The 23,103-nt window shown below is 42.8% G+C and carries 16 protein-coding genes and 2 pseudogenes; 5 read left to right on the forward strand and 13 right to left on the reverse strand.

The window, feature by feature from the left end; all coding sequences use genetic code 11:
* Positions 1-126: 126 nt before the first annotated feature.
* Entirely contained in the window at positions 127-774 is a 648-nt protein-coding gene (locus IBT46_RS23780) for a recombinase family protein (RefSeq protein WP_200547659.1), read from the reverse strand.
* 166 nt (positions 775-940) lie between these two features.
* Between IBT46_RS23780 and IBT46_RS23785 the strand changes: the two are divergent.
* Positions 941-3,918, forward strand: a pseudogene (locus IBT46_RS23785) (Tn3 family transposase).
* A 342-nt stretch (positions 3,919-4,260) separates the two neighbouring features.
* Positions 4,261-5,700: a sugar porter family MFS transporter gene (locus tag IBT46_RS23790; protein ID WP_200547699.1), complete on the forward strand. Its 1,440-nt coding sequence runs from the start codon at positions 4,261-4,263 to the stop codon at positions 5,698-5,700.
* 350 nt (positions 5,701-6,050) lie between these two features.
* Here the strand turns inward: IBT46_RS23790 and IBT46_RS23795 are convergent, their stop codons facing one another.
* The 4 genes from IBT46_RS23795 to IBT46_RS23810 form a co-directional block, all read right to left on the reverse strand.
* Positions 6,051-7,223 carry a diguanylate phosphodiesterase gene (locus IBT46_RS23795; RefSeq protein ID WP_200547661.1) on the reverse strand — a complete coding sequence of 391 codons (1,173 nt, stop codon included), beginning with the start codon at positions 7,221-7,223 and terminating at the stop codon, positions 6,051-6,053.
* A 314-nt stretch (positions 7,224-7,537) separates the two neighbouring features.
* Positions 7,538-8,149 carry a hypothetical protein gene (locus tag IBT46_RS23800; protein ID WP_200547662.1) on the reverse strand — a complete coding sequence of 204 codons (612 nt, stop codon included), beginning with the start codon at positions 8,147-8,149 and terminating at the stop codon, positions 7,538-7,540.
* An 84-nt stretch (positions 8,150-8,233) separates the two neighbouring features.
* Positions 8,234-9,757 (reverse strand): sensor domain-containing diguanylate cyclase, encoded by a 1,524-nt coding sequence (locus IBT46_RS23805; protein ID WP_200547663.1) that lies wholly within the window; start codon positions 9,755-9,757, stop codon positions 8,234-8,236.
* Between the two features lie 493 nt (positions 9,758-10,250).
* The gene (locus IBT46_RS23810) at positions 10,251-10,487 is read right to left on the reverse strand and encodes a DUF2171 domain-containing protein (RefSeq protein ID WP_105594541.1); all 237 of its coding nucleotides are present in this window, start codon (positions 10,485-10,487) and stop codon (positions 10,251-10,253) included.
* 1,015 nt (positions 10,488-11,502) lie between these two features.
* Between IBT46_RS23810 and IBT46_RS27785 the strand changes: the two are divergent.
* Positions 11,503-12,367, forward strand: a pseudogene (locus IBT46_RS27785) (integrase core domain-containing protein); the annotation flags it as partial.
* A gap of 423 nt (positions 12,368-12,790) precedes the next feature.
* Here the strand turns inward: IBT46_RS27785 and IBT46_RS23815 are convergent.
* From IBT46_RS23815 to ycgZ, 3 genes are all read right to left on the reverse strand, one after another.
* Positions 12,791-13,042, reverse strand: a complete 252-nt coding sequence (locus tag IBT46_RS23815; protein WP_200547664.1) for a biofilm development regulator YmgB/AriR family protein — start codon at positions 13,040-13,042, stop codon at positions 12,791-12,793.
* A gap of 73 nt (positions 13,043-13,115) precedes the next feature.
* The gene (locus IBT46_RS23820) at positions 13,116-13,394 is read right to left on the reverse strand and encodes a hypothetical protein (RefSeq protein ID WP_105594538.1); all 279 of its coding nucleotides are present in this window, start codon (positions 13,392-13,394) and stop codon (positions 13,116-13,118) included.
* An 87-nt stretch (positions 13,395-13,481) separates the two neighbouring features.
* A complete protein-coding gene (ycgZ, locus tag IBT46_RS23825) occupies positions 13,482-13,730 on the reverse strand; it encodes a regulatory protein YcgZ (protein ID WP_105594537.1) in 249 nt (82 codons plus the stop codon).
* A gap of 271 nt (positions 13,731-14,001) precedes the next feature.
* Here ycgZ and IBT46_RS23830 point away from each other — a divergent pair, with 271 nt between their 5' ends.
* Entirely contained in the window at positions 14,002-14,208 is a 207-nt protein-coding gene (locus IBT46_RS23830; RefSeq protein ID WP_200547665.1) for a hypothetical protein, read from the forward strand.
* Positions 14,209-14,280: 72 nt separating this feature from the next.
* Here IBT46_RS23830 and IBT46_RS23835 read toward each other — a convergent pair whose 3' ends face one another.
* Entirely contained in the window at positions 14,281-14,592 is a 312-nt protein-coding gene (locus tag IBT46_RS23835) for a hypothetical protein (RefSeq protein ID WP_200547666.1), read from the reverse strand.
* A 569-nt stretch (positions 14,593-15,161) separates the two neighbouring features.
* Positions 15,162-15,437: an exopolysaccharide production protein YjbE gene (gene yjbE, locus IBT46_RS23840; RefSeq protein ID WP_370569520.1), complete on the reverse strand. Its 276-nt coding sequence runs from the start codon at positions 15,435-15,437 to the stop codon at positions 15,162-15,164.
* A 1,817-nt stretch (positions 15,438-17,254) separates the two neighbouring features.
* Here yjbE and IBT46_RS23845 point away from each other — a divergent pair.
* Positions 17,255-18,109: a tyrosine-type recombinase/integrase gene (locus IBT46_RS23845; protein ID WP_105594532.1), complete on the forward strand. Its 855-nt coding sequence runs from the start codon at positions 17,255-17,257 to the stop codon at positions 18,107-18,109.
* Between the two features lie 689 nt (positions 18,110-18,798).
* Here the strand turns inward: IBT46_RS23845 and IBT46_RS23850 are convergent.
* The 3 genes from IBT46_RS23850 to IBT46_RS23860 all read right to left on the reverse strand — a co-directional run bounded on the left by IBT46_RS23850 (position 18,799) and on the right by IBT46_RS23860 (position 22,550).
* Complete coding sequence (locus IBT46_RS23850; protein ID WP_200547667.1) at positions 18,799-19,434, reverse strand: DUF421 domain-containing protein; 636 nt, start codon at positions 19,432-19,434, stop codon at positions 18,799-18,801.
* An 8-nt stretch (positions 19,435-19,442) separates the two neighbouring features.
* Positions 19,443-19,889, reverse strand: coding sequence for a DUF3290 domain-containing protein (locus IBT46_RS23855; protein WP_105594530.1), 447 nt, complete (start codon positions 19,887-19,889; stop codon positions 19,443-19,445).
* Between the two features lie 1,677 nt (positions 19,890-21,566).
* A complete protein-coding gene (locus tag IBT46_RS23860) occupies positions 21,567-22,550 on the reverse strand; it encodes a RepB family plasmid replication initiator protein (protein ID WP_280523290.1) in 984 nt (327 codons plus the stop codon).
* Between the last annotated feature and the right edge of the window lie 553 nt (positions 22,551-23,103).

Consider the following 23,103-nt stretch of genomic DNA (forward strand, 5'->3'; position numbering starts at 1 on the left):
CAGATATCGAAGATAAAAATATTTAACTATTTTATTTCCCCATTATTCACCTGTTTCATAGTAGCCAGTTAATTGGCTGTAACATGAATATGTTAAATAAATGCCATTCTAGAAAGAGAATGAATATTAGATTTCATTTATATCCTCTTTTTTATAAATAGATTGTATTCTGCAAACCTGAGAAGTACTGTAACCTGTTGCATCAGCTGTTTCGCGAATGCTCAGTTTCTTGACCTGTCGGTAGTACAGCACTTTCTGGTGACGCTCCAGGTCAGCCTGCTTACCACGGTATTTACCGAGCGAATGTGCCCGCTCAATTCCCTGCTTCTGGCGCTGGCGGCGGCTCAGCCAGTCCTTATGAGACATTGCGGCCATCAGGTCGATAAGCATGTTATTGATGGCAGTTATTACTGCGCGGGTGATCGGGTCGGCCTGCGAAGGGTCTTTATCTGACAGTGCCTGCCATGATGTGGGCACATCAAGACTGACAATCCGCAGCTCATGGTGTTCTATCTGCTTTTTCAGCGTCATCCAGTCGCTGTTACTCAGACGGGTCAGGCGGTCTATCTGCTCGACCAGCAAGATATCATTGCGATGACTGTCCATCAGTAAGCGTCCCAGCTCCGGGCGGTCAAGTTTTGTCCCGCTGATATTCTCCCGGTAGTAGCTGGCGATTTTATGCCCCCGTTTCTGAACGAACCGCTCCAGCATCTCTTTTGCCCGATCGGCGAACTGATCTTCCGTCGATGCCCTCAAATAAGCTCTGATGAACATTTTTCCACCGCGTTATCGCATTTAGGTTATTGCATTTAATCTATCGCATATAGGTTATGTCATTCATCGTGTGCCGTCACGTTTTGATTATGGCGTCAGGGTGTACCCTTATGCGATAACTACTTTTGTTAAAAATACCGCACAAAATAATTTATAAGGAAACTATATGGCACGGAGGCAGATCCTTTCGCTGTCGGAAAGAGAATCATTACTGGCATTACCAGACGATGAGTTAACGCTGACCCGAATGGCGTATTTCAGTGAACATGACCTGGCGCTTATCGGTGCTCACCGTAAACCCGCCAGCCGTTTTGGTTTTGCCGTCCTGCTTTGCTACCTGAAAAATGTCGGCTTTGCCCCGGATAAAAAAATTCCACCCTCTGATGCGCTGCTGAAGCATATCGCCAGCAGGCTAAAACTCACCGTGGATCTCTGGCCAGCTTACCTTTCCGGCAGGGAAACCACGCGACGTGAGCATTTAACCGAGCTGTACCGCTATCTTGGCGTAAAAGCGTTCACCGGCAAAATACAGCAGGACTGTATTACACACCTGCTGCCGATGGCGACGCGTACCGATAAAGGTATTCTCCTGGCCGAAGAACTGCTGGTCTGGCTCCGGCAGAACAACGTGATAACCCCCGCGATTAATGTCGTGGAGCGCACCTGTGCGGAGGCCATGGCTGGCGGCGATAAAATCGTGTTTCAGACCCTGAATGCCCCGTTAACCCCGGCTCACAGGGATGCTCTGGATCGCTTGCTTGAGTCATCAGATAATCTTCCTTCCCGGCTGACATGGCTTCTGCAACCGCCGGGTAAAATCAATGGCAAGAACGTGCTGCAACATCTTGATCGGCTGAACAGTATTGAATCGCTGGCATTACCGGAGGGTATCGATCGTACCATTCACCAGAACCGGTTGCTGAAACTGGCGCGGGAAGGCCGAAATATGAGCAGCCGGGATTTGACCCGATTTTCAGCAGCACGGCGTCATGCGATCCTGGTGTGCGTGCTGGAAGAAGCCAGAGCCACACTGACAGACGAAGTGATTGAGCTGCATGAGCGAATGCTGAACAGCCTGTTCAGTAAAGCCAAAAGAACACAGGCTGAGCGCCTTCAGCAGACCGGCAAGCTTATCCAGTCAAAACTGAGGCAATACATCGATGTCGGTCAGGCTCTGTCTGAAGCCCGTGATTGCGGTGGCGATCCATGGCTCGCAATAGAAAACATACTGCCATGGACTGAATTTGTCGCCAGTCTGGAGGAAACACGCTATCTCGCCAGAAAGAATAATTTTGACCCGCTGCATATTATTACCGAGAAATACAGCACATTACGGAAATATGCCCCGCGCATGTTGTCCGCTTTGCAGTTAGTCGCCACCCCGGCAGCGCAATCTCTGGCCGATGCGCTGGTTGTGATCAAAGACATGTACCGGAAACAGTCCCGCAAAGTACCGGCGACGGCACCGCTTGAGTTTGTCCCTGAAAGCTGGCGCAAGGTGGTGATGACTCCGGCGGGTATTGACCGACAGTACTATGAATTTTGTGCGCTCAGCGAGCTTAAGGGGGCGTTGCGTTCCGGGGATATCTGGGTCAAAGGCTCGCGCCGCTACAAAAATTTTGATGATTACCTCATACCCGAAAAGGACTTTGAGAAACTCACACCGGCGCTGTCACTGCCCGTATCTGCTGATTATCATGAGTACATTGCCAGTCGTATGACCCTGCTTCAGTCCAGACTTGAAGAGGTCAATGACATGGCTGCCCTTGGTGAGCTGCCCGATGTGGAAATATCTGACAAGGGCGTAAAAGTCTCTCCGCTGGATAACTGCGTTCCGGTGCAGGTTTCACCGCTGGCAGAACTGGTTTACAGCATGCTACCGCGACCTAAAATCACGGAAATTCTCGACGAGGTAAACAGCTGGACAACGTTTACCCGTCATTTTTCGCATATAAAAAATGACATTACCCGTCCCGATACCCGCCAGCTCCTCACCACCATTCTTGCGGATGGCATCAATCTTGGCCTGACCAAAATGGCAGAAGCCTGCCCCGGTAGCACCAAATCATCACTCGAAGATATTCAGGCATGGTACATCCGCGACGAAACCTATTCAGCTGCTCTTGCTGAGTTGGTAAATGCGCAGGGAAAAAGGCCACTGGCGGCATTCTGGGGAGACGGAACAACGTCATCATCAGATGGACAGAATTTCAGAACAGGCAGCTCAGGCCGCTACGCAGGGCAGGTTAACCCGAAATATGGGCAGGAGCCCGGACGTCAGTTTTATACCCATATTTCGGATCAATACAGCCCGTTTTATACCTGCATAATCAGTCGGGTCAGGGATTCAACGCATGTTCTCGATGGCTTGCTGTATCACGAAAGCGACCTGGAAATCAGGGAGCATTACACCGATACCGCTGGTTTCACCGATCATGTCTTTGCCCTGATGCATCTGCTAGGCTTTGCGTTCTGTCCGCGAATCAGGGATCTCCACGACAAGAAGCTGTTTATCAAAGGGAAAGCTGACCAATACCCGGCGCTTCAGTCACTGATATCAACAACCAGCCTGAATCTGAAAGAGATCGAAATTCACTGGCGTGAAGTGCTGCGTCTGGCAACCTCGATAAAGCAGGGAACCGTGACGGCATCCCTGATGCTGAAAAAGCTTGCCAGCTACCCCAAGCAAAACGGACTTGCCAAAGCACTGAGAGAAATTGGCCGTATTGAACGAACGCTGTTTATGCTCGACTGGTTCCGCGATCCAGCACTTCGTCGGCGGGTTCAAGCGGGACTGAATAAAGGAGAGGCCCGTAACGCGCTGGCGCGCGCGGTATTCCTGCACCGTCTGGGTGAAATAAGGGATCGTAAACCGGAAAATCAGAGCTACCGCGCCAGCGGTCTGACACTGCTGACGGCAGCTATCTCGCTGTGGAATACCGTCTATATGGAAAGAGCGGTCGATGCCCTGAAGCGTAAAAGGATAAAGATCAACGAGCAACTGCTGTCGCATTTGTCCCCGCTAGGCTGGGAACACATCAATCTGACAGGCGATTATATCTGGAAAAGCAACCGGATACCGCCTTCCGGTAAGTTTCGTCGGCTGAGGCCAGCTAAAGTAGGAAGGTCAAAAAACGACCTTAACGTACAATAATTTTCGATATCCAAACTGACCCCTATTAGTAAATGAGTTCATCTGTATCTCCTTTTTGTCAGTCATAAAAGCCTGGCAAAAATGTGACATTTGTCACGCCGTGTACAAAAAAACTTTGTGATGTTCAGGCACAGGGCCCTGCGTGAGCGATGAAAACATTCTGCATCGGTTAACTTCCTGATTTGAGACCGGGTCTGACAAATAGTTACCTCTGCCCGAAACTGCTTAGAGGTCCTACCTGTGCCACATTTTTGTGAAGACAGTCACATTTACTAAAACCTGACTATACTCCTGACTTTCTTTACCAGGTAGTTACAGTGAGCAAGGCAATCATGGATGTTCAAAAAGAAAACCATACCCAGAACTCATCGAGTGAGAACGATTCTTTAAATTTATCTGTGCAGCAACGCCTTTTTTTCATAGTGTTAGTGGCCACCATGGGGGCGCTGGCGTTTGGTTATGATACCGGGATCATATCAGGTGCTTTGCCCTATATGACATTGCCGGTCTCTCAGGGAGGTCTCAATCTCACCCCCTTTACCGAAGGCATGGTGACTTCTGCACTAACTTTTGGCTCAGCAATCGGAGCTTTTGTCAGCGGATACGCTTCTGACCGCTTTGGCCGCCGGATTACCCTTCGTAGCCTTGCTGTGTTGTTTGTTGCCGGTGCATTAGGAACAACTATTGCTCCTGACGTCGAGATCATGGTGCTGATGCGATTCATTCTCGGTTTCGCAGTAGGTGGCGGGTCGTCAACGGTTCCTGTTTTCATCGCCGAAATCGCCGGTCCCAAGCGTCGCGCACCACTGGTTAGCCGAAATGAGCTTATGATCGTTTCCGGTCAGCTACTGGCTTACATAGTCAGTGCGACAATGAGCCTTCTGCTTGAAAACCCTGGAATGTGGCGTTACATGCTGTCGCTGGCAATGATCCCCGGTGCGTTACTTTTTATCGGTACCTTTTTTGTACCTGCCTCTCCACACTGGATGGTAGCTGAAGGGCGTTTTAACGAGGCGCGTCGTATTATGCGTAAACTTCGTGAAAATCCACGCGAAATTAAAAACGAAATGGCTCAGATGCGCCAGAATGCGCGTGATGCACGTCGGGGGCCGCCTGCGAAAGAACTTTTGAAAGAAAAATGGATACTGCGGCTGGTGATGCTTGGATGTGGTATGGGGATCGTTGCCCAGTTCACTGGCGTTAATGCCTTTATGTATTATACGCCGATCATTCTCAAAAGCACCGGGCTGGGCACCAGCGCATCAATTGCAGCAACGATAGGAAATGGTGTAGTTTCAGTGATTGCTACTTTTGCAGGTATCAGAGCGATTAGCAGGTTCGGCCGGCGTCCAATGCTGATGGCAGGCCTGTCTGTGGTCATTGCAATGCAACTGGCACTGGGAGCCGTTCTGGTGCTTATGCCGTCTGGTATAGAGCAAAGCCTGCTGTCACTGGGATGTATCCTTGTATTCCTCTTCTTTATGCAAATGTGCATCTCTCCCGTGTACTGGCTGCTCATGTCAGAGCTTTTTCCTATGAAGGTTCGCGGTGTATTAACCGGCTCAGCTGTAGCTTTCCAGTGGATATGCAACGCTACCGTAGCACTGGCATTCCCCCCGTTGCTCTCTCAGCTAGGTAATTATACATTTTTCATCTTTGCAGGAATTAATGTGGGATCGCTGATTTTTGTCGCGGTTATGTTGCCCGAAACCCGTGGCAAGTCGCTGGAAGAAATTGAAACGCACATGCGTGCGCATTTCGGTGAAGAATAAGCAGGGACCACAGCAATGTAGTGGTAAAACTGAGTGCCCTTTTTAAAGGGCATTTTCAGTCCTGACGGGGACTCATTTTTACCAGCAGAAGAGATGACTGGTACAGTTTATTAGAAGGACTTGAGATGTCATGGCAGTGAATTTAAAATTGAAGACAACCATTATGAAAAATTAGAGTCGATTACTTCAACGGGGAAAATGACAATAAAAACTTTCCCAACAAAAATATACACCCGAAATAAATATCAGTTCTGGTATACAAGCATGCAATATCAAACATAAATTAAACAGATATAAAACCTATGTTTCGATCATTTTTCATGCCGCATCCTTGCGAGCCGGAACGCGAACTATACATTTTCCTTTACTTCTGGCCAGGCTAAAATGCTCCCATCTTTCAGGAATAACCTTCCCTGAAAATTCGTAACACCGGCAGCTTCCAGCCACATCCACTCTTCAGCTTTTTCTATCCCTGATACAATGACTTTAATTTCCAGAGCAGAACAGCAACGAATAACAGATTGCAAAATGGCTTGTTTAGGGCCACTGCTGTGGATGTCACGTATCATCTTCTCACCAACTCTTATCCTGTCAGGCTGAACATAGGCCAGTAAGGAGAGTCCCGCGGAACCCTCGCCGAAATTATCTATGGATAAACTGATGCCTGCCTGCTTCAAAAGTTTTACTGAGAGAGAAAACTGAGCAAGATTAGAAATGACCTCTTTCTCACTGACTCCAAGCAAAACCTGTTCCGGAACAAGACCTGATTGATAAATACAGTCTACAAGCTGACTGACAGAATCCTCGAAGATCACCAGAGTCATTGGAAGAATACTTACATAAAGAGGCATTCCTGACGGACATGACATGCCGGCACTGCGAAGTGCTTTCTTTACAGATTTGAGATTATAGAGGTGCCTGGTAAAATCGTCCTGCTCTTTACTGTCTGAATTTGGCACTGCCTCAATACCTGTTACGGTACGACCCAGAGGATCTATTATAGCCCTGAAAGTTATTCCCTCTGAACCCCCTGGTTGATGATGTGAGTGAGGCATTTCCTCAGCAACAAAATCCCAGTAATCAGCGGGCAGAACTTCAAAGTAATTTTCCCTCTCCCTGGATTCGACAAAAGTTCTCAGAAATTGTAATCCTCTGTCATCATAGGTAAGACGATATTTAGTCGTTCCTCTGTCAAGAACTTCCTGAAGCAAAGTATCAGTATTATGCTGACGTAAATCAAAGAGCTCCATGCCATGTTTACCAAAACGGCGTGAAGGAGAAAAATCTCGCATCAATTCAACGATGTTGTGGTGTCGCTTATCGTTACATATACGCGAATATATTTCATCGACTCCTGCTTCAGGCCCCTCAAGGATCTGAAAAAAATGTGTTCCATTGAAGAGAAGGATACCCGTAACATTAAGCTGAGCATTTTGAACATTTGCACGAGCTACCATTTCTGGAAGGATGTTTAAGGGAGTATCATCATTAATGTGACTACGGTAAATAATTGTGTTCAGCAATTATATTACTCCGGACTTAGGGGACAGTGACCGCTACACTACCAGCAGTGATGATTTTTTTAAACCTGAAACTCCCTGTAATTTATGAAATCTTAGACGTTCTTCTACCCTTTGAATGGATCAGTTTGTCAGGACTTAGATTCGGACATATCATTGTTCCGCTGATGTTGATGCTTAATTATCACTGGCTTAAATATCTGATTTAGAACGATAATTTAATGAAAGATAGAGTAATAAGCAGAACCAGACCATTTATAATTTAAGTTCTGGTGTTTAGACCTGTGGATGCTGCTTGAATGATAGAAGATAAAGATTCATTTTTTTACAGCTACCACGTCAGTTTTGTCGGTAACGCCCTCATTAACCTGCACACCTCCTGCCAGTCCCTGAGAAAGGGCTGCACGGTACCAGCCTGCTACTGTTGCCGGTGAGCCTTCAAGAGTCCACAACTCACCTGATGCATTATGAAACTGAAGGCAGGTAGAACCGTCTTTACTAATTATAAAATCAGCGCGGCATGCCTTGTAATCTTCTCCTGCAACATGAATCAATCTTTCCGGTTTAAGAAGGGTACCAGTGTTGAAGGGAAGAATTATTGGCTCTTCAGGGTTTCTGTTGATAGATTCCATTCTTTTCATGCCCTGAGGGGACTGGAGGTAATCAAGGCATGCATATCCAGCATCAGTCATGGATATATTGCTGGGAGTGCCGCAGTGATAATCTGATTTGATAAAGCCAGAAGAGTTAAGCCACTGAAGACACTGGCGCACGTTAGATCTGAAAATTCTCTTGTTGTAATCACGCTCAAGTTTATTAAACAGAGGAGTAAGCGTTACGCTTGATAAACCACTTCCCTGAAGCTCTTCAAGAGTAAGCAATATTCGCAAACCCAGACTGGAAACTTTGATTGTTTTAAGATCATTCAAAAGAACCTCCCGTTAAAAAATTAAATTTATTTCTTTATCCACAGTTTATTATAGCACACGAGCTTTATCTGTAATGTTGCCAGCTTAACATTCCTGACGTAGAATCTTATTCCTGCCTGACTCCTTCGCCTCGTAAAGGAGACGGTCAGCTTCAACCAGAGCCTGCATTACATCGTCTTCACTTATCTTCAGGTTAACTATGCCTGCTGAAAATGTAATGTTCTCATTATCTGAAAATTTTAGCTTATACATTTCACCCTGAAGTTTCATAGCCATTGCACACGCTGCGTTGATATCTGTTCCGGGAAGTAGAGCAACAAATTCTTCACCTCCGAAACGAGCAATGAGAGCATTTTTTTTGAAAGAATTTTTTATAAGTGATGAGAAATTCATCAGCACCCGATCACCAGTCTCATGTCCGTAACTGTCGTTTATTTTTTTAAAATGATCTAAATCCATTAAAATCAGAGAGTTTGTTTTACTTTTCGACTGGTTAACAAGCGCGCGAAAAAAGCCTCGTCTGTTCAAAATTCCTGTAAGAGGATCCGTAGCAGACTCCTCTCTGAATTTCTCAGCGCGTTGATTCATATCCATTAAACGATAATATACTGCACTGGTTAATTGATTCGCTTCATAGAACCATGTTCTGACTCTCGGTAATTTTTTCAATAAGGATTTTCCATCTGCACCTTCAGTTATTTTAGCAAGTTTCTCTAACGGTTGGGAAATTTTCACAGAAATAAAGAAAACCACAAAAAACATTGTAAATAATATAAAGAATATCAAAGGAAGCGATTTTTTTACAGAAGCGTAAAGCATGTTGGTCGCTGTTTGTTTGGGTGTTGAAATCAAGACTATCCATTTTAATCTATCTACGCATGCAAATCCTATTGTAAAAGAGGATAAATCCATACTTCCAGATACACCCGAATCGCATAACGAACTGAAATTTTTTCTTATTGATAGAACATGGCTGTCATAATCATTGAATATAACACTATCAGAAGAGTCAAGTATTGTAACCTTGGTATTAGCTCCATAGAAGTGCTGACCTATAATCCGGCTCAAAATACTATCAGTAGTTAAATAAATTGTACCACCGATAAATCCCTGATAATTACCCTGAGAAGAAAAAACTGGCTGGGAAATCATTACAACTAAATTGCCCACAACCGATACAAATGGAGAAGATATAAGAGGTATTTTATTGATAATGTTATTTTTAACATTAAGGGTGTTTATGTATCTACCTTCCATATTTCCTGCCTGGTTGGTTGTTACTTCAACTTGACTTTCTTTGTTAATATAAAAAACAGAATTGAAATAATCTGATTGACCAGAGATGTGTAAAAATTGTTTCTTTACATCATCTTTTTCAAATGTGTTTGAAATAAGGTCAGCGCTCCATTCAAGTTGCTTTTGTGCTGACGCCAGATACTGATCGGTGGTTGATGCTATCTTTTTGGCATAGGCCTCATTACTGAAAGCAATGTAATCCCTGATTTCCTCCCGCTGGTACCAGAAGATGCAAAAAATTATCAGACATGTCGTCAACAGCATGCTACCTGCTGACAAAAAAAGTATAAGCGTCCTGAGTCTGACTTTCATTATGGGCATACCTGCCTGTGATAAAGTAAATCATTAATTAATAATGGTGTTTATTATTATACCTGAGATGATAGATATGCGAAGTTTATTTTTAAACATCGTTAACACTTACGAATTAAGGTCTGCATCATTGGTTTTGACAACTAATTTAATGAGTTCTGGAATGATAATTTCTTAGTCCCGTAAGTGATTAGTAAAGCTGAAGTTTAAGGCGTAGATACAGACCCAATTTTCAGCAGTTAAAACGGTGAACTGAAACGCACTGATTCATAAATTATGGTTACTTATTAACTCACGTAACAGATAGTCAGGTAACTACATATCGCATGAGATCCTTGATTGTGTATATGAATGAAATAACATACTCCACTAAATTTTAGTCTTCCATGCAATATATAAAACTTTAATAAATGAATCAGCGAAGATAAAAAACTAAATTTACATCACTTGAATAGAAATGGAAATGGCAAAAATCACCTCAGCATTTCAGAAATTAACCTTCTTTCCAGTCTTTTTCGACTTCAGGCTTAGTTAATTTTAAAATGACCTTGTTATCATCAACTCTGTCGACCCAGGATAGTGGAATTATGTGATGAATACCGCCAGCTTCAGGTTCATTCCTGACAAGTTTTATACTATCATCCCCTTCTAAGTGGTCCACCACGCCAACATGAATACCATTTTTGTCGGTAACCTGTGCGTGATCCATGATTTCAGCTTTGTTTACCATAATTGACTCCTTGCATAAGATCCTTAACTATAGGAGAGAAAATAAGAATACACAAACCAAACTGGCAGAAATAAACAGAATAACATCACAGTAATATTTCAAACCACAGATGATGTTTCCGAACCAACCTATTGAAAAACAGATTTCAACCATCTGATTTTAAGATAAAAAACCTGGTTTTCTTAAGATTCTTACTGCGTTGATGTTCCAAAAAACACAAATATATTTTGCTGCAGAATTATCTTAAAATACCCCTTGATTTTAATGATTGATGATTTGTTATGTAACACGACCCGGAACTACTTTGTCCCAGCTATAATATCGTAAATCTTTGCACCCAGAACCTGACTACTGTCACGCAGTGATTCATCGGATGTTTTCACTGCTATCCGGCACAAAGCAACGCGCAAATTCCTAAGGTATTCAAGGCTTAAGTCTGAGCCACTGGAATTACAAACATGTTCTGCAAGTAAAATTATGATCTCTGATATCTTCTTCTCATTTTCTGTCATTTTTTTCCATGATTGATGATTCAGGACGTATACAAAGTACAATTATGGATTGCTATACAGTTTAATGTGTGACACAGGATGATTTTTTCAACTTTAGTTCAGGTTTAATGAGTGCTCAGTCATGATGTAAAAAAACTGGTGAATCCTGTTACTATTAAAAATCATCGAATAACAAAAATATTTGAGTCTGTAGCAAAGCTAAGAAACTGGCTGCTCATATTTGTTTGTTGCAGCAGCAACTGAATTACCCTGTATAATCATCAGCATTACCAGTGTCAGTCCCGACGGAGGTTATCTTGTGACGCATGCGTTACGGACTTCCCTCCCATTGCTGCGTGGACAGTTCCGGATTTCACCGTTTTACCCGTAAGGCGAACGTGCCTGAAGGCCTGCTCAGTAGAGTAACAAAATTACGCCATGATAAACGCCCCTTAACGGACATTGTCTTGGTAGAAACTCGCTATTCACCGGCTGCGGATTTTCTCTGTTGTTCACCAGGCCTGCATGCACGGCTCACGAAGGTGCTGTCCGAAGCCTTGCTTTCAGGTGACTATTGGGCGAAAGCACTCGCGACAGATCAGAAGCGCGAAACGTGATGTTGATATCGGATGCGACAGTCTGTCGCATCGTCCTGACTGCAGATTTACAGGTTAATCCCTGTCGGTCTGCTGCTATAACTCTCATCATGCGGCGGCTGGTGCGCTTAAATCAGGACGCATCACTCAGCTGGATGTAGTGTACAGACTTTCTGGCAACGGCCGCACAGGGCAGTCACAGCGCCGTGCATGGTATCATGCTAATCACAACTCGTTTGCTGCTTTAATCATCTGAACGTGTCTGGTGTTAAACGATTACGACGCCATAGAAAGCTGGCAACAATATGTCTGCGTCTGCTGAGCAAGTCGGCGACAAATATGGCATACCGATGGATTTCGTCATGGATGCTCTGGCTACAGGACACAGGTTCAAATGCCTCATCTGCATCGATGATTTTGCAAAGGAGTGCCTGACGTTCACTATTGCCTTCAGGAATTCAGGCGTGCAAGCCACGTGTAATCTGGACAGCATTGCACTGCTTCGTGGCTGTCCGGCAAGGATAAGAACCGATCAGGGCCCGGAGTTTACCTGCCATGCGCTATATCAACAGGCCTTTTAGCATGACGTGGAGCGAGGAGCTGCTGCTTATCCAGCCCGGCAAACCGAAACAAAACGAACTTATTGATTCTCTTACGGCCGCTTTCACGATGAATGCCTGAATGAACACTGGTTCATTGATATCAGTCATGCCAGAAATACCATTTGTGAATGGCGTCAGGTGTGAAGCGACTGTCCCCACATTCCACGCTACATTATAAGACGCGATGTTAATCTGGGGCGGGCTGGGGAAAGGGTGATTCGGATAGTAAAGGATCCGACATTACTAAGTAAGCATTGTATCTGATCCTGCGGGCAGGTAAGGAGAATCCGGCCATCAGCCTGTAATCGGTGACAAAAATTGCAGGTAGCTGAATTGCAATGAAAATAGAAAAATGACATCAGTAGTTAATACAGGCTGACATATGAGTATTGAAAGTTCTTAAGAGGTCACGTTTATTTGGCGGGGGTTATTACTGACAGATGAGCAGATAATATGATGGACACCTGATAATTTTCTAGTATGAACACCCGGGACAGTACACGGGTGTTCATATTAATGAGATTTTTACAAATCTCCAATTCGGAGGTGTTCAGGATTTTGGTGAAACATTCATTTCAAGACAACAACTATCGTTACTTAAGATTCATCGAACATCAAAATCCGATATCGTCGTCTGTACGGCACAAAATCAGTTCCAGCGCATTACGCAGTATATCCTGCTCAACAGCGTCGTTTGAAGTATCTAACATGTTGATTAATTTTATTATTATGGCTTTATTGGTAACGCTACCATTGAGGGTGATCTGTTCTCTGATTATTGCCCCGATGATTTTACGTTCATCTTCAAATTTTACAGTAGAAGAACCAAATAATTCGAGGAAGGCGCTATGTTCGGTATGATGCATGTAATCTCCCGGATAATATAGAGTTAAATGTTCTGATTTAAGTGAAATTGAGTTGCGTGTTCAATTTCATGCTTCAATGTTTTTTATCTTCGGGCTCCTGCCCTGAATACGAATCAGAAAATGTGCTGTGTGATTTTTTTACGTTCTGTCTGGCCACTGAAGTACTGTTCTTCACGTCTTCGATTGCACGGTGGATAGCATGCTGACGTTCCGGATCAGGTTCAGTCCCTGACATAATGTTCAACGTATCCAGAACTGTGCTTATGGATATCCGGGAATCACTGCTAATCAGTTTAACTATAGCCTCCCCGAGCACGGTGTCTACAAGCATTTCTTCTTTATTACTGTACATATTAAATCTCTTGCTGCTTAACGACGTAACTAAAATACAAAAAAACAATTAATTCATATAGATAATAAAAAAATACTTAAGGTAAATTCAGTCACAATCACGGCCGAAAAGCAGAGCAATCAGTTGATGATAATGATTTTCTTCATCACTGCTGGTAACTGTTTCAAGCTTTGATAACAGTGAGGTACAGATTGCCTTACGGCTCAGCGTCTTACCAGAAACCAGAATCTCGGTAACAATCCTGCCAAGTGTCTCCTGCTGGGATGGCATCGTGGCGTTTTTAAAATACTGAGAAATCTGTTCTGCAGCTTTGGAATTGCGTTCGCGATGGCGCATCAAGATACTCCAGGATGATAAGGTTATAGGTTTACACCTCTACAAGTTATACAAAAAAACAATTTCTGTACAGAAAATAATAATCCTACCAGAAGCATTTTAACTAATACCCCTAATAAATCATTTATTTCAACAAGTTAAAAACAAGTCATTGATGCGTGCTTCCGAAAGTTGTACAGGGGGAAATTGCCTAAAAAAACCCATCTGCAACACGGTGAATTCTGCTCAGAAGCTGTTATAGTGACCCTATGGATACCTGCTGGAAAGCTAATTGAAACATGATATTGTACAAATTGATGACGTTGAGACAGTCATCGGAAATGCCATAACCCGTCTGTTAAAAATCGGCGAGAGTCCGGAAGCTGAAAATATCATAAATATGATACAACTGATGAGCATGGTCAGCAGTGATCAGAATCTGAAGGCACGTTGTGAAGAAGCAAAATGTTTGATTTTAAAGCATCTGAAAACTAGCTGAATCTGATTTCTAAAAGAAAGAGCGTCGGGCCATTACTGGCATGGCCCGAAAAATTTACCGGAGTGAACCAAATTAAAACTCCGTTTCTGACTTCGAAGTATCAGAACTGATGACAATCAACTGAGCATCAGAGACATTACTCTGTTCAAGCTCCTGTGATGTTCTGAATCTGGTACTCGATGAGGCTCCTGGTCTTTTATAATCTCTCAGCCAGCGGCAGGTATCATTAATAAGTAGTTCACGGTCAGGATCTTTGACATCAGTGGCCTGTAAATTCAGTTCCTGAATCAGACTGTCAACACTGACCTTTTGCCTTTTAAGGATTAAGTTCATTGCAGCCTCACCAAGCAGTCTGGCTTGTTTGTCTTCATCTGTAATGTTCAACTGAGCCTCCTCAATGGTGAAAGTTTGATTCCACTAAAATATAGCATATACCGATAATAGCTAAGATATCAATAGTTTATTTAATATCAGTTATTACCATTTAACAGTGTACCGGACAGTTTTGTGGCTTTTTACAAGTTAAGTAAATGAATATTGACGTTCAGGAGGGGTAAGCCAATGAATTATATTGATAAATCCAGAAAAAAGGAGTTATTTTCTCAGTGTATAGCTGAAAAATTTCTTCAAATTCTCTCATAACTCCGCTGAAACTCATTAATTTGATAGTTTATTTTACTGATTGAAATCATTAAACCTGTCAATGAGACTCACCTGAAATAAAAAATTTATATTTTCTCAGGGCACCTTGATAATTTATGTTTATTTACTATTGTTGATATGTGTGTCCCTGTTACTCTCTCCTGCGAGCACCCTGCTCATTATATATTTTGCCCGAGAATATCGGGCTTTTTTTATTTTTTTTACAAAAAAAACCAGCCCTACCGGGCTGGCTAATAAATAAAACTTTTTTATTATAAACACAGTCGCGGAATTATCTCCGGACCGGTTTGTTAACGGGATGTCGAGGTTGTAGTGGTAGTTGTGGTCCCGGTATTAGAACCATTACCACCGCCAGCAGAAGCAATGGCAATTCCTGCTAAAGCAGCCACAGCTCCCACACCGATCGCATCAGTTGCACCTTTTGAAATGGCTGCTGCATCAGCGCCCGCCGTCACACCATCACCAGGAGCAGCATGTACTCCAGCAATTAGTGAAGACAGTACCAGTAAAACTGCAAATTTTGCCTTCATGATTGACCTCACATTAAATAAAACCAAACATTCCATCCAGGAAAGTGCAAATCAAATCTAGCACAAGTAATAAAAAACACATCGTTTAATTTTTAAAAATTTTCATAAATTCTGGTTTTAAAATTTACACCTTCTGATTCATTGAGTTAACCAGACGAGCATCAGATAAAATCTCAACTAAATCAATCTTTCACACTTTTCCAAGCTCAACACCTGCAAACTGTCCTTCTCTGCAAAGCAGGACATCTGCATATCAGCTGTCAGAACATCAGCAAATACCTGTGAAAAAAAGCAATCCGGATTATTTCAATCCAGTGAATTCATGCATGCAAGGATGCTGTGATCTGATATTTTAAGGTTTAACGGCGCTTTAATCCGGTAACTAATTCTTATTCATTATTGATGGTGAAAGTTCTGTTGCACTACGTCAGTTCGCCACAGAGTTGCCCGTGAAGTAACAAAAAGGAGTAATTCGAGCCATGAGATATCCTGCGAACGGCTGAATATTCAAAATTCACTTCCTGCCAGGTTGATTTTTTTACAACATTTATTAAGTACTTACATAGGAAATGCGATATCTTTAGTAATTTTCATCCTGCTCATGAGCCGATGCGTCTGCTGGGTGTACCCGGGTTGCTCAGAAGGAAATTCATGGGCGTCCATTTTTCATAAAATCTCTATCTTTAGATTTTCTTGATAAGATTTTTTAAATGCGTGGAGACCTTCGCATGTAAAATTCTCCTGACTGTACGAAAAAAAATCATGGTTGATTATTTTTAAAAAAAATTTCTTTATCATTTTTTTTAATTACTTCAGTATGCGACCATGAGGAAAAATTAATCCAGATCTTTACTAACTTCATACCTAAACAAGTATATAATTATAAAAATAAAATTACGGACGTGAATATTATGGTATGGACGCTCATAATTTTCAACTTTACCGTCTGTAAAAATTAATCTTGACATCAACCCCTGTCGAAAATACTGTATCGATTCGTTCTGGACTTCAACCACAATTTATCAATTTTAAAAACACAAGTAAAATTGATTTTATTATAAAATAACATGAGCAATCAATTAGTTAAACCCTCCTCGCAGGCTAATCTACCTCACATAAATTTGATTTATCCAGTTAATTTTTCTTCACATAGATTTTTATTAATATACGATTTATCGTTATTGAGCCATATGACAGAAATGGATGAAAAATTACTTATTGTCATTTTTACCCTTCCATTATTATATCAATCTGAAGTCAGACAGTACTGACAAAGAAATTTGTCCCGAAAAATTACGTTCAGCTTTTTTTATAATGTGCTGACATTTTTTTCGATTTATCCTCATCACCCGAGCCAACCGGTTGGAGCTGAAACCGTCAGACACCAGGTCCGGGTTTGCTTTACAGGAAAAATCTCTTCACCTTCTCCATCTGGATCACATACAGGCTGTAGCCTGAAACCGGGGAGTATGTTCTTTTACCGACATCTCAGTGTGATGACGGTTCACACTTCGGATCGTATATGCACACACTCACTATGTATAAAAGAACAACTTTCTCTTAAATCTTTAATCATCCAGGTATGCACCCCAGAGTGCCTGGAAGGTCCCTCCCGCGGCCCAGCCGGATTTTTTTACATATAAAACAGTTTATTACATGTCTTCTCATATGCCCTGCCCGTGCAAACAGCCTTCTTTTAATTTATTCCCTGCCAGGTTATTCTCCCCATAACGGGGAAAAGCCGAAAAACAGATCAAGAGAGGATCTGCTGAGGATCGATTTATTGCAGTGGTTTTCTCTGGACAAACCGGGGAAAATACGTTCCATGACCGCAGACAACGGAGAATGAAAAATTGAGTACTTTACCCCTGCTGCCGGCAAAGAATTCACACAGCGACACCGGTGTGCAAATTTCGACCAAGCCGGTTGCCGCACGTTATTTTGACTACGAAAGTGCCGTGGCGTTGAGAAACCTCGCTGCCGCGTACGGTACCGACATGCCGCGCTACCTGCTGGCGCCTGAAGTTGCCGTGCTGCTGTCAAAGGTGACCGATCTCCGTAAACGACTTTTTATTGACACTCTGTGGAACACGGGTGGCCGGCTGAATGAGATCCTGCCACTGAACCGCGATGACTTCGTTCTGGATTCCCCTGTCACAGGTTCACCTCTGGGTTCTCCTTTTGTGGTACTGCGCACCCTCAAGCAGCGCCGGCTGGAAGAGGCCTCTGTGAACCGCAGCCGTCGTCGTGGCAGGCCGACGAAAGACGAACAGCAGGCAGAGCGCGAGGCAGAAGCACTGATCCGTGATAATCCGCCGCGCGCGGTGCCGCTGACCGATACCGGATATGTACAGCGACTCCGGGAATGGTTCGCGACCGTACAGCCAGCACCCGGGACACGGCTGTGGGATATAAAAAGCGAGGACACCGCGCGCAGCTGGATAAGTCAGGCAGTTGCCGCGGCCACGCGTGACGGTGTGACGTTTTCCATCCGGCCGGTGACCCCAAAGACGTTCAGGGACTCATTTGCGATGCATCTGGTTCAGCATCAGGTGCCACAGAAAGTCATTCAGACGCTGATGGGGCATAAAGATGCCAAATCAACCGAGTGGTACACGCGTGTGTTTGCTCTGGACGTCACCCGCCAGCTCGGTGTTCGGTTCTCCATGGATGCAGTTGAAGCCCGTGCACTTCTGGATCATCGCTGATTATGCAAGTACCGGAACGTGTGAAAGATTCGGATAAAAAGATAAGGATATTTCCATCAGAGCCCTTGAAGTCCTGCTCAGTAACGGAACCTGTTCATGAGTGAGGGCTCCGGCACTGGCTTGTACAGGCCAGCGATGTCTTACACATGAAGCTGTAATGACTGTCTTTCGGTACCTCACAGTACAGATGTCAGTTTCACCTTATTTTAAGCAATCAAAGCCGATCATTATCAGCAGGTGCCTCACAATGATCTCATCTTTCCCGCAACGCTCTTCGTCATTTATGTCGAAATAATACCTGGTTACAGAAATATCTAACTGTCATCAGGTTAATACTCATATCTGTTCCAGCTTTGCAAAAGAAAAAGGAAGGAGTGACCTGTAAAACCTGAAATATATAAACTGATCAAGAAAACACTGTGTTAAGTGAACACTTTCAGCAGTCTGTGGCCCGGGAAGAGACAGTACCGGTGAATTTTCGCTTCCTCGTTTATTCCCGGGCTGTACCCGGTCATTCCCTGCGGCGAGCGCTGTGGATACATTACAATAAAAATTTCAGCAATCTCACTCATGTTAATTTATAAATGACAGATGTTTTCTGACTACAGAATACGGTTATTAAAACCACCGTCATGTTCAGATATAAAATCAGGTGGTTGTTCAGATACGCCGGATGTATGGAACGGTATTTATTCCGGATATCCATACAGATTTATCTTTCCAGACAGGTATTCACCAAGGTAAACCTCACTTATTTTATCGAAACCCTGCTCTTTTATTTTTTCGTCTAACCACTCTCTGTCTTTATTAATTATTTCAAGCAGATCATGATTAGCAGAACCATCCACGATTATTGGATAACGGATGTTTTCATCTCCAATCTGGATAATGGTAAGTTGGCCATTCTGTTCAAGAACAACACGTTTAAGCTGTTCAACTTCGTAAATCCCGTTAGACCTTAACTTGAACATCAGATCGTTGGCTGAAACCCCGTTTCTCAGGCACTCTCTTACATTTACGATCCCATTATGTACGAGAGTGACAGGTTTTCCATCTATGACCCTTTTAACTAATCTGTTGTTTTCCTTCATGAATTTAAGCAAGAAAACAAGCAAGGTCCAGATAAGCAATACAAGAACAAACTGCAGAACTGTAATGGACTCATTATAAATAACACCACCTATGATACCGCCAAGAACATAGTTCTGAACCTGGTCCATTGCTGATGTCGGTGCAAGGTTTCCTTTTCCCATCAGATTAATCTGTACTATCAGACACAATATTCCAAGCCCAAGCTTAATGAAAATGGGTGTGTAGATGATCATGGTTATCCTTATTTTTCAGTTACTGAAATATCTGTGGTTAATAACCAGGTTTTATCCAGGCTGTAAGTCTTCTGGTCTGCACTTAAGTTAACACGATAGTAAGAATCATTGATTTTAATGATGACACCATCTGATAACTGCACCGAACTGGAGTAAATTGAATTAATACTTGCATTCTTATCTTTAGATAACAGTTTTACAAAATTTACCATCTGAGATGATTGTGAGTGTACGTTCTGGCTGTTCGTGTAGTCTGAGTACTGAATTCCGGATGTGAGAAGTAAAAAAAGGAGAGCAATGATTGTTAAATCTCTGTATTTTGTTTGCAATCTGTGACGCATATAAAGACTGAAAACCAGTATTAAAACGAAAAGCGAGCTAAAAATAAGAATGTATTTCAGGTAGTCATTGATGCTGGATTGCATTTGCAAATATTCAATCCCGTAAAATTTCATAAAATGATTAGTCCTTATTCAATTAATTCATTTTTCAATTATAGTTAATTATTCAAATTTAGCACGGTTCTATTATTATTCATTATCCGTAAGTTGTCATCTAAAAAATTTTTAGTTAAATAAATGTTGATTATCTATATTAATCCCAGGGATTAATTTTAGTAAATTTGACCGCCGGAACGTATGCAGAATACAGTTCTTCCGGATAATTTTAAACTGCTTCAGCTGTAAAGAACTGCCTTGTGATACCGAGCAGCCTCCAACACTGACAGGTTTTAAGTATTCAGCTGTGAATTAGCAGAGAAATTTAATTTCACTTTTCATCCGGGTACAATTCCCATCAGATCTTTTATAGAATTTTTAACCGGTTAAAAAACATCCTTTCTCTTTTGGCCGCCCTGAAATCAGACTCACAAAAACCCAAATATCTTATTGAAAAAAAACAATAAAATCCAAATTCAGTGCATTTCCTTTCAGTTTTACTGTTATGTCAGATTTGATCCAAATCCATAAGTCATTACTATTTTAGGCAAATGATTTTTTTCTGATTACCCCATCAAAGAATAAATGTCTTCTGTCCACTATCGTGGTCTGTTCTTATTCTCTGCAGACAGAAAGGGGTATTTCAACCTTGTCCAGAGGAAGGGATAACGGAGGCAAAAATAATACAATATGCGCTGTAATTCAGTTTTCTGAACCGGAAAAGTCAGACTTTTCGGTAATGTCTGGCAGTGCATATATCAGTTAAGTAAAGGCATATACTGGTGATATGATCCCTTTATGAGCTCTAACCGGACATTCAGCCTGGTAAGTACGGCTACCCGTAACTCTGCGTTACGTGAACGGGAATATCCTCCTGAACGTTCTTCCGGGAGCCTGGCTTACCCTCACACATCTTCTACGTTACGGCATGATTTAACATTACTGAGATTGATAATTGCATGATATTCAGTCATGCGGGCTTCACATATTGCTAACACTGATTTTGTCAGTTTGCCCGTAGCTCTTTGTGTGAGGGCTGGCAGAGAGCAATGATTATAGTCAGGCTACATAAGCTATAGTGAGCAACAGCACTCTCGCATAAGCTATAGAAAGCAAAATGACGCCCTGCTATTCTTGCGCGCTGACTGAATAAATATATCAATAATAACATATACATAACCATTTTTAATAAGCTGTATCAAGTAGGGTTGTCTGACATTTCTCATTTCCCCATATGCAGGCCATCCCAGTTCTGTTCTGGATATGACTTGCATTCAAAATATAATTTAAACCCATTTTTCAAATGGTTATAATTTTATGGCCTGTGGAAATCAGCTAAAAAACGGACTGTTGCTTAACGTGCCATGCTGCGCCGGTTGGGTGTTAAGGTGTTCCATCAGAGATGACTGATAACCGTAAAGAAACAATGCTACTTAATAATAAAAAAATTAAAAATCAATAAGATAGATATACTACATAAGCTACAGATTGTTCATTACAGGACTGCCCGAATTAAGCACAGACATGCTGTTACTCCGGAGACAGGTGCTGGTTTGTCTTACAATATAAGCTACAGTGAGCACTCGCTGATATGCCATAAGAAAAAAACAATATACGGATCAACAAATTACTTAAAAAACATAAACTACAGCGAGCACAAAACTTCAGCAAATCCTACCGCATACTCACTACAGCTTATTCTCCTCCGTTTTTGAGGAGAGCTGCCAGGTCCTCCATGGTGATACCCAGTTTACTGAGAATTTTCTTCTTTTCCTGAAGAGTCGCATTGACACTGTTTTTATTCACCACGGGCTTCGGATTCTCAGTACTGGCGTTCCCTGGAGCTTTCAGTTTTGGCCTGCGATAATTCACCTGGATGTAAACCGTGTTACCCCGTTTGAATTCGGTGTAATCGAGATAGCCGATTTCCCTCAACTGTTCCAGTGCACGCCTGACTGTCTGGTTTTGCGAGAACACCGGTGACCGAAGATTCAGCCTTGCGCGAAGCCGGGCGAGTGAGATAGGCACAGGGTTCTGGGGCAGGCTTTCAATATAGGTATATAAGGCCTGAGCCGATTCACGCCGTTTAAGGGCATTAATAGCCTTAAGCTGCAACAATACTTTGTGATCGAACTGATACAGCTCAAACAGCTTAGGGTCGGCTTCCAGCACCACAATGTCTTTCTTTGTATCGTAAAGCGCTGACTGTACGAGGTGCGTTATGTACTCCCGTGCGTCTTCACCTTTCTCACTACTGAACGAAATAGTCGTCGCGGCAATACGCTTCAGAGAGGGGCTTATACGCTCTCTGAGCTTCCTGGAAGAGCGGCTGGAAGGAATACCACAAAGTCTTGCGAACTCCACGAAAGACAGTTCTACGCGGTTCCCTGAGACCTTATGCTTGGCAAAGGAATGGATGATGCCAACCCACGTCTTGAAATCATTGTCCATATCGAGCCGGGGCCCGAGGATCTCAATGTTGGTATAACCTTCGGCCTTGGCAAGCGTCAGTTTAGACAATTCCTCTGTCGCATCTGTTCTGGATGTTGCATCTTTGGTGCTGTTTTTCAGGGATTTAAGAGTTGGAACGAAAACCCCCAGTCGCATCAGAGCAACCGGCTGCACCGTTTTATTCTCATTCGGTTTCAGTGTGACTATTTCACCAGTACGTTTGTCAATTTCTTCAAAGAAGGTGTCCGGGTTGAGCGTTTTTTCATCCATCAGCAGTCCAGGTCAGGTTGTTACTATCGTTTTGATCATCGCAATCAGGGATGTGGATGACTGAAATACAACATGTCACGAAAGCACCGAACCAGTTGTACTTTCAGAGGTTTTTTATCCACAAACCAGACGCTCAACATCTTGAATCTCTCACTATAGCTTATATGATTGGCCATCTACAGCTTATGAATTACTTTCTACAGTTTATCGTTCACTCCCTACAGTTTATTTTTTACTGCCTGTAGCTTATTCGCACATGCTTCAAAGCCAGTAGCAGCGCGGCTTGCGAGAATCCTGGATCTCTTTTGATCTTCTAAGGATCTCATCTGGATCTTAATTATTGGGATCTGTTCTGTTGATAAGTGGATAACTATCGAAAACGACAGTTTTTTACTTCTTTCCCGCTAAAGATCGTTACAGACTGCAGTTGATTATGAGTCTTCTGTTCCTGGGTTCGTCGCCTCTCCGTTATGAGAGTATCTGGGAAATTTTGAAGTGATATCTCTTCTGT

This window comes from Erwinia sp. S38, from assembly GCF_016624545.1.
Classification (GTDB): Bacteria; Pseudomonadota; Gammaproteobacteria; order Enterobacterales; family Enterobacteriaceae; genus Erwinia; species Erwinia coffeiphila.

Excerpts from the sequence above, each read along its gene's own strand:
- ycgZ (WP_105594537.1), bottom strand. The coding sequence starts at position 13,730 with ATGCGCCATCGCGAACGCAATTCCAAAGCTGCAGAACAGATTTCTCAG.
- IBT46_RS23790 (WP_200547699.1), top strand. The coding sequence starts at position 4,261 with ATGGATGTTCAAAAAGAAAACCATACCCAGAACTCATCGAGTGAGAAC.
- IBT46_RS23815 (WP_200547664.1), bottom strand. The coding sequence starts at position 13,042 with ATGCATCATACCGAACATAGCGCCTTCCTCGAATTATTTGGTTCTTCT.
- yjbE (WP_370569520.1), bottom strand. The coding sequence starts at position 15,437 with ATGGAATGTTTGGTTTTATTTAATGTGAGGTCAATCATGAAGGCAAAA.
- IBT46_RS23850 (WP_200547667.1), bottom strand. The coding sequence starts at position 19,434 with ATGATCATCTACACACCCATTTTCATTAAGCTTGGGCTTGGAATATTG.
- IBT46_RS23810 (WP_105594541.1), bottom strand. The coding sequence starts at position 10,487 with ATGGTAAACAAAGCTGAAATCATGGATCACGCACAGGTTACCGACAAA.
- IBT46_RS23855 (WP_105594530.1), bottom strand. The coding sequence starts at position 19,889 with ATGAAATTTTACGGGATTGAATATTTGCAAATGCAATCCAGCATCAAT.
- IBT46_RS23805 (WP_200547663.1), bottom strand. The coding sequence starts at position 9,757 with ATGAAAGTCAGACTCAGGACGCTTATACTTTTTTTGTCAGCAGGTAGC.
- IBT46_RS23820 (WP_105594538.1), bottom strand. The coding sequence starts at position 13,394 with ATGTACAGTAATAAAGAAGAAATGCTTGTAGACACCGTGCTCGGGGAG.
- IBT46_RS23780 (WP_200547659.1), bottom strand. The coding sequence starts at position 774 with ATGTTCATCAGAGCTTATTTGAGGGCATCGACGGAAGATCAGTTCGCC.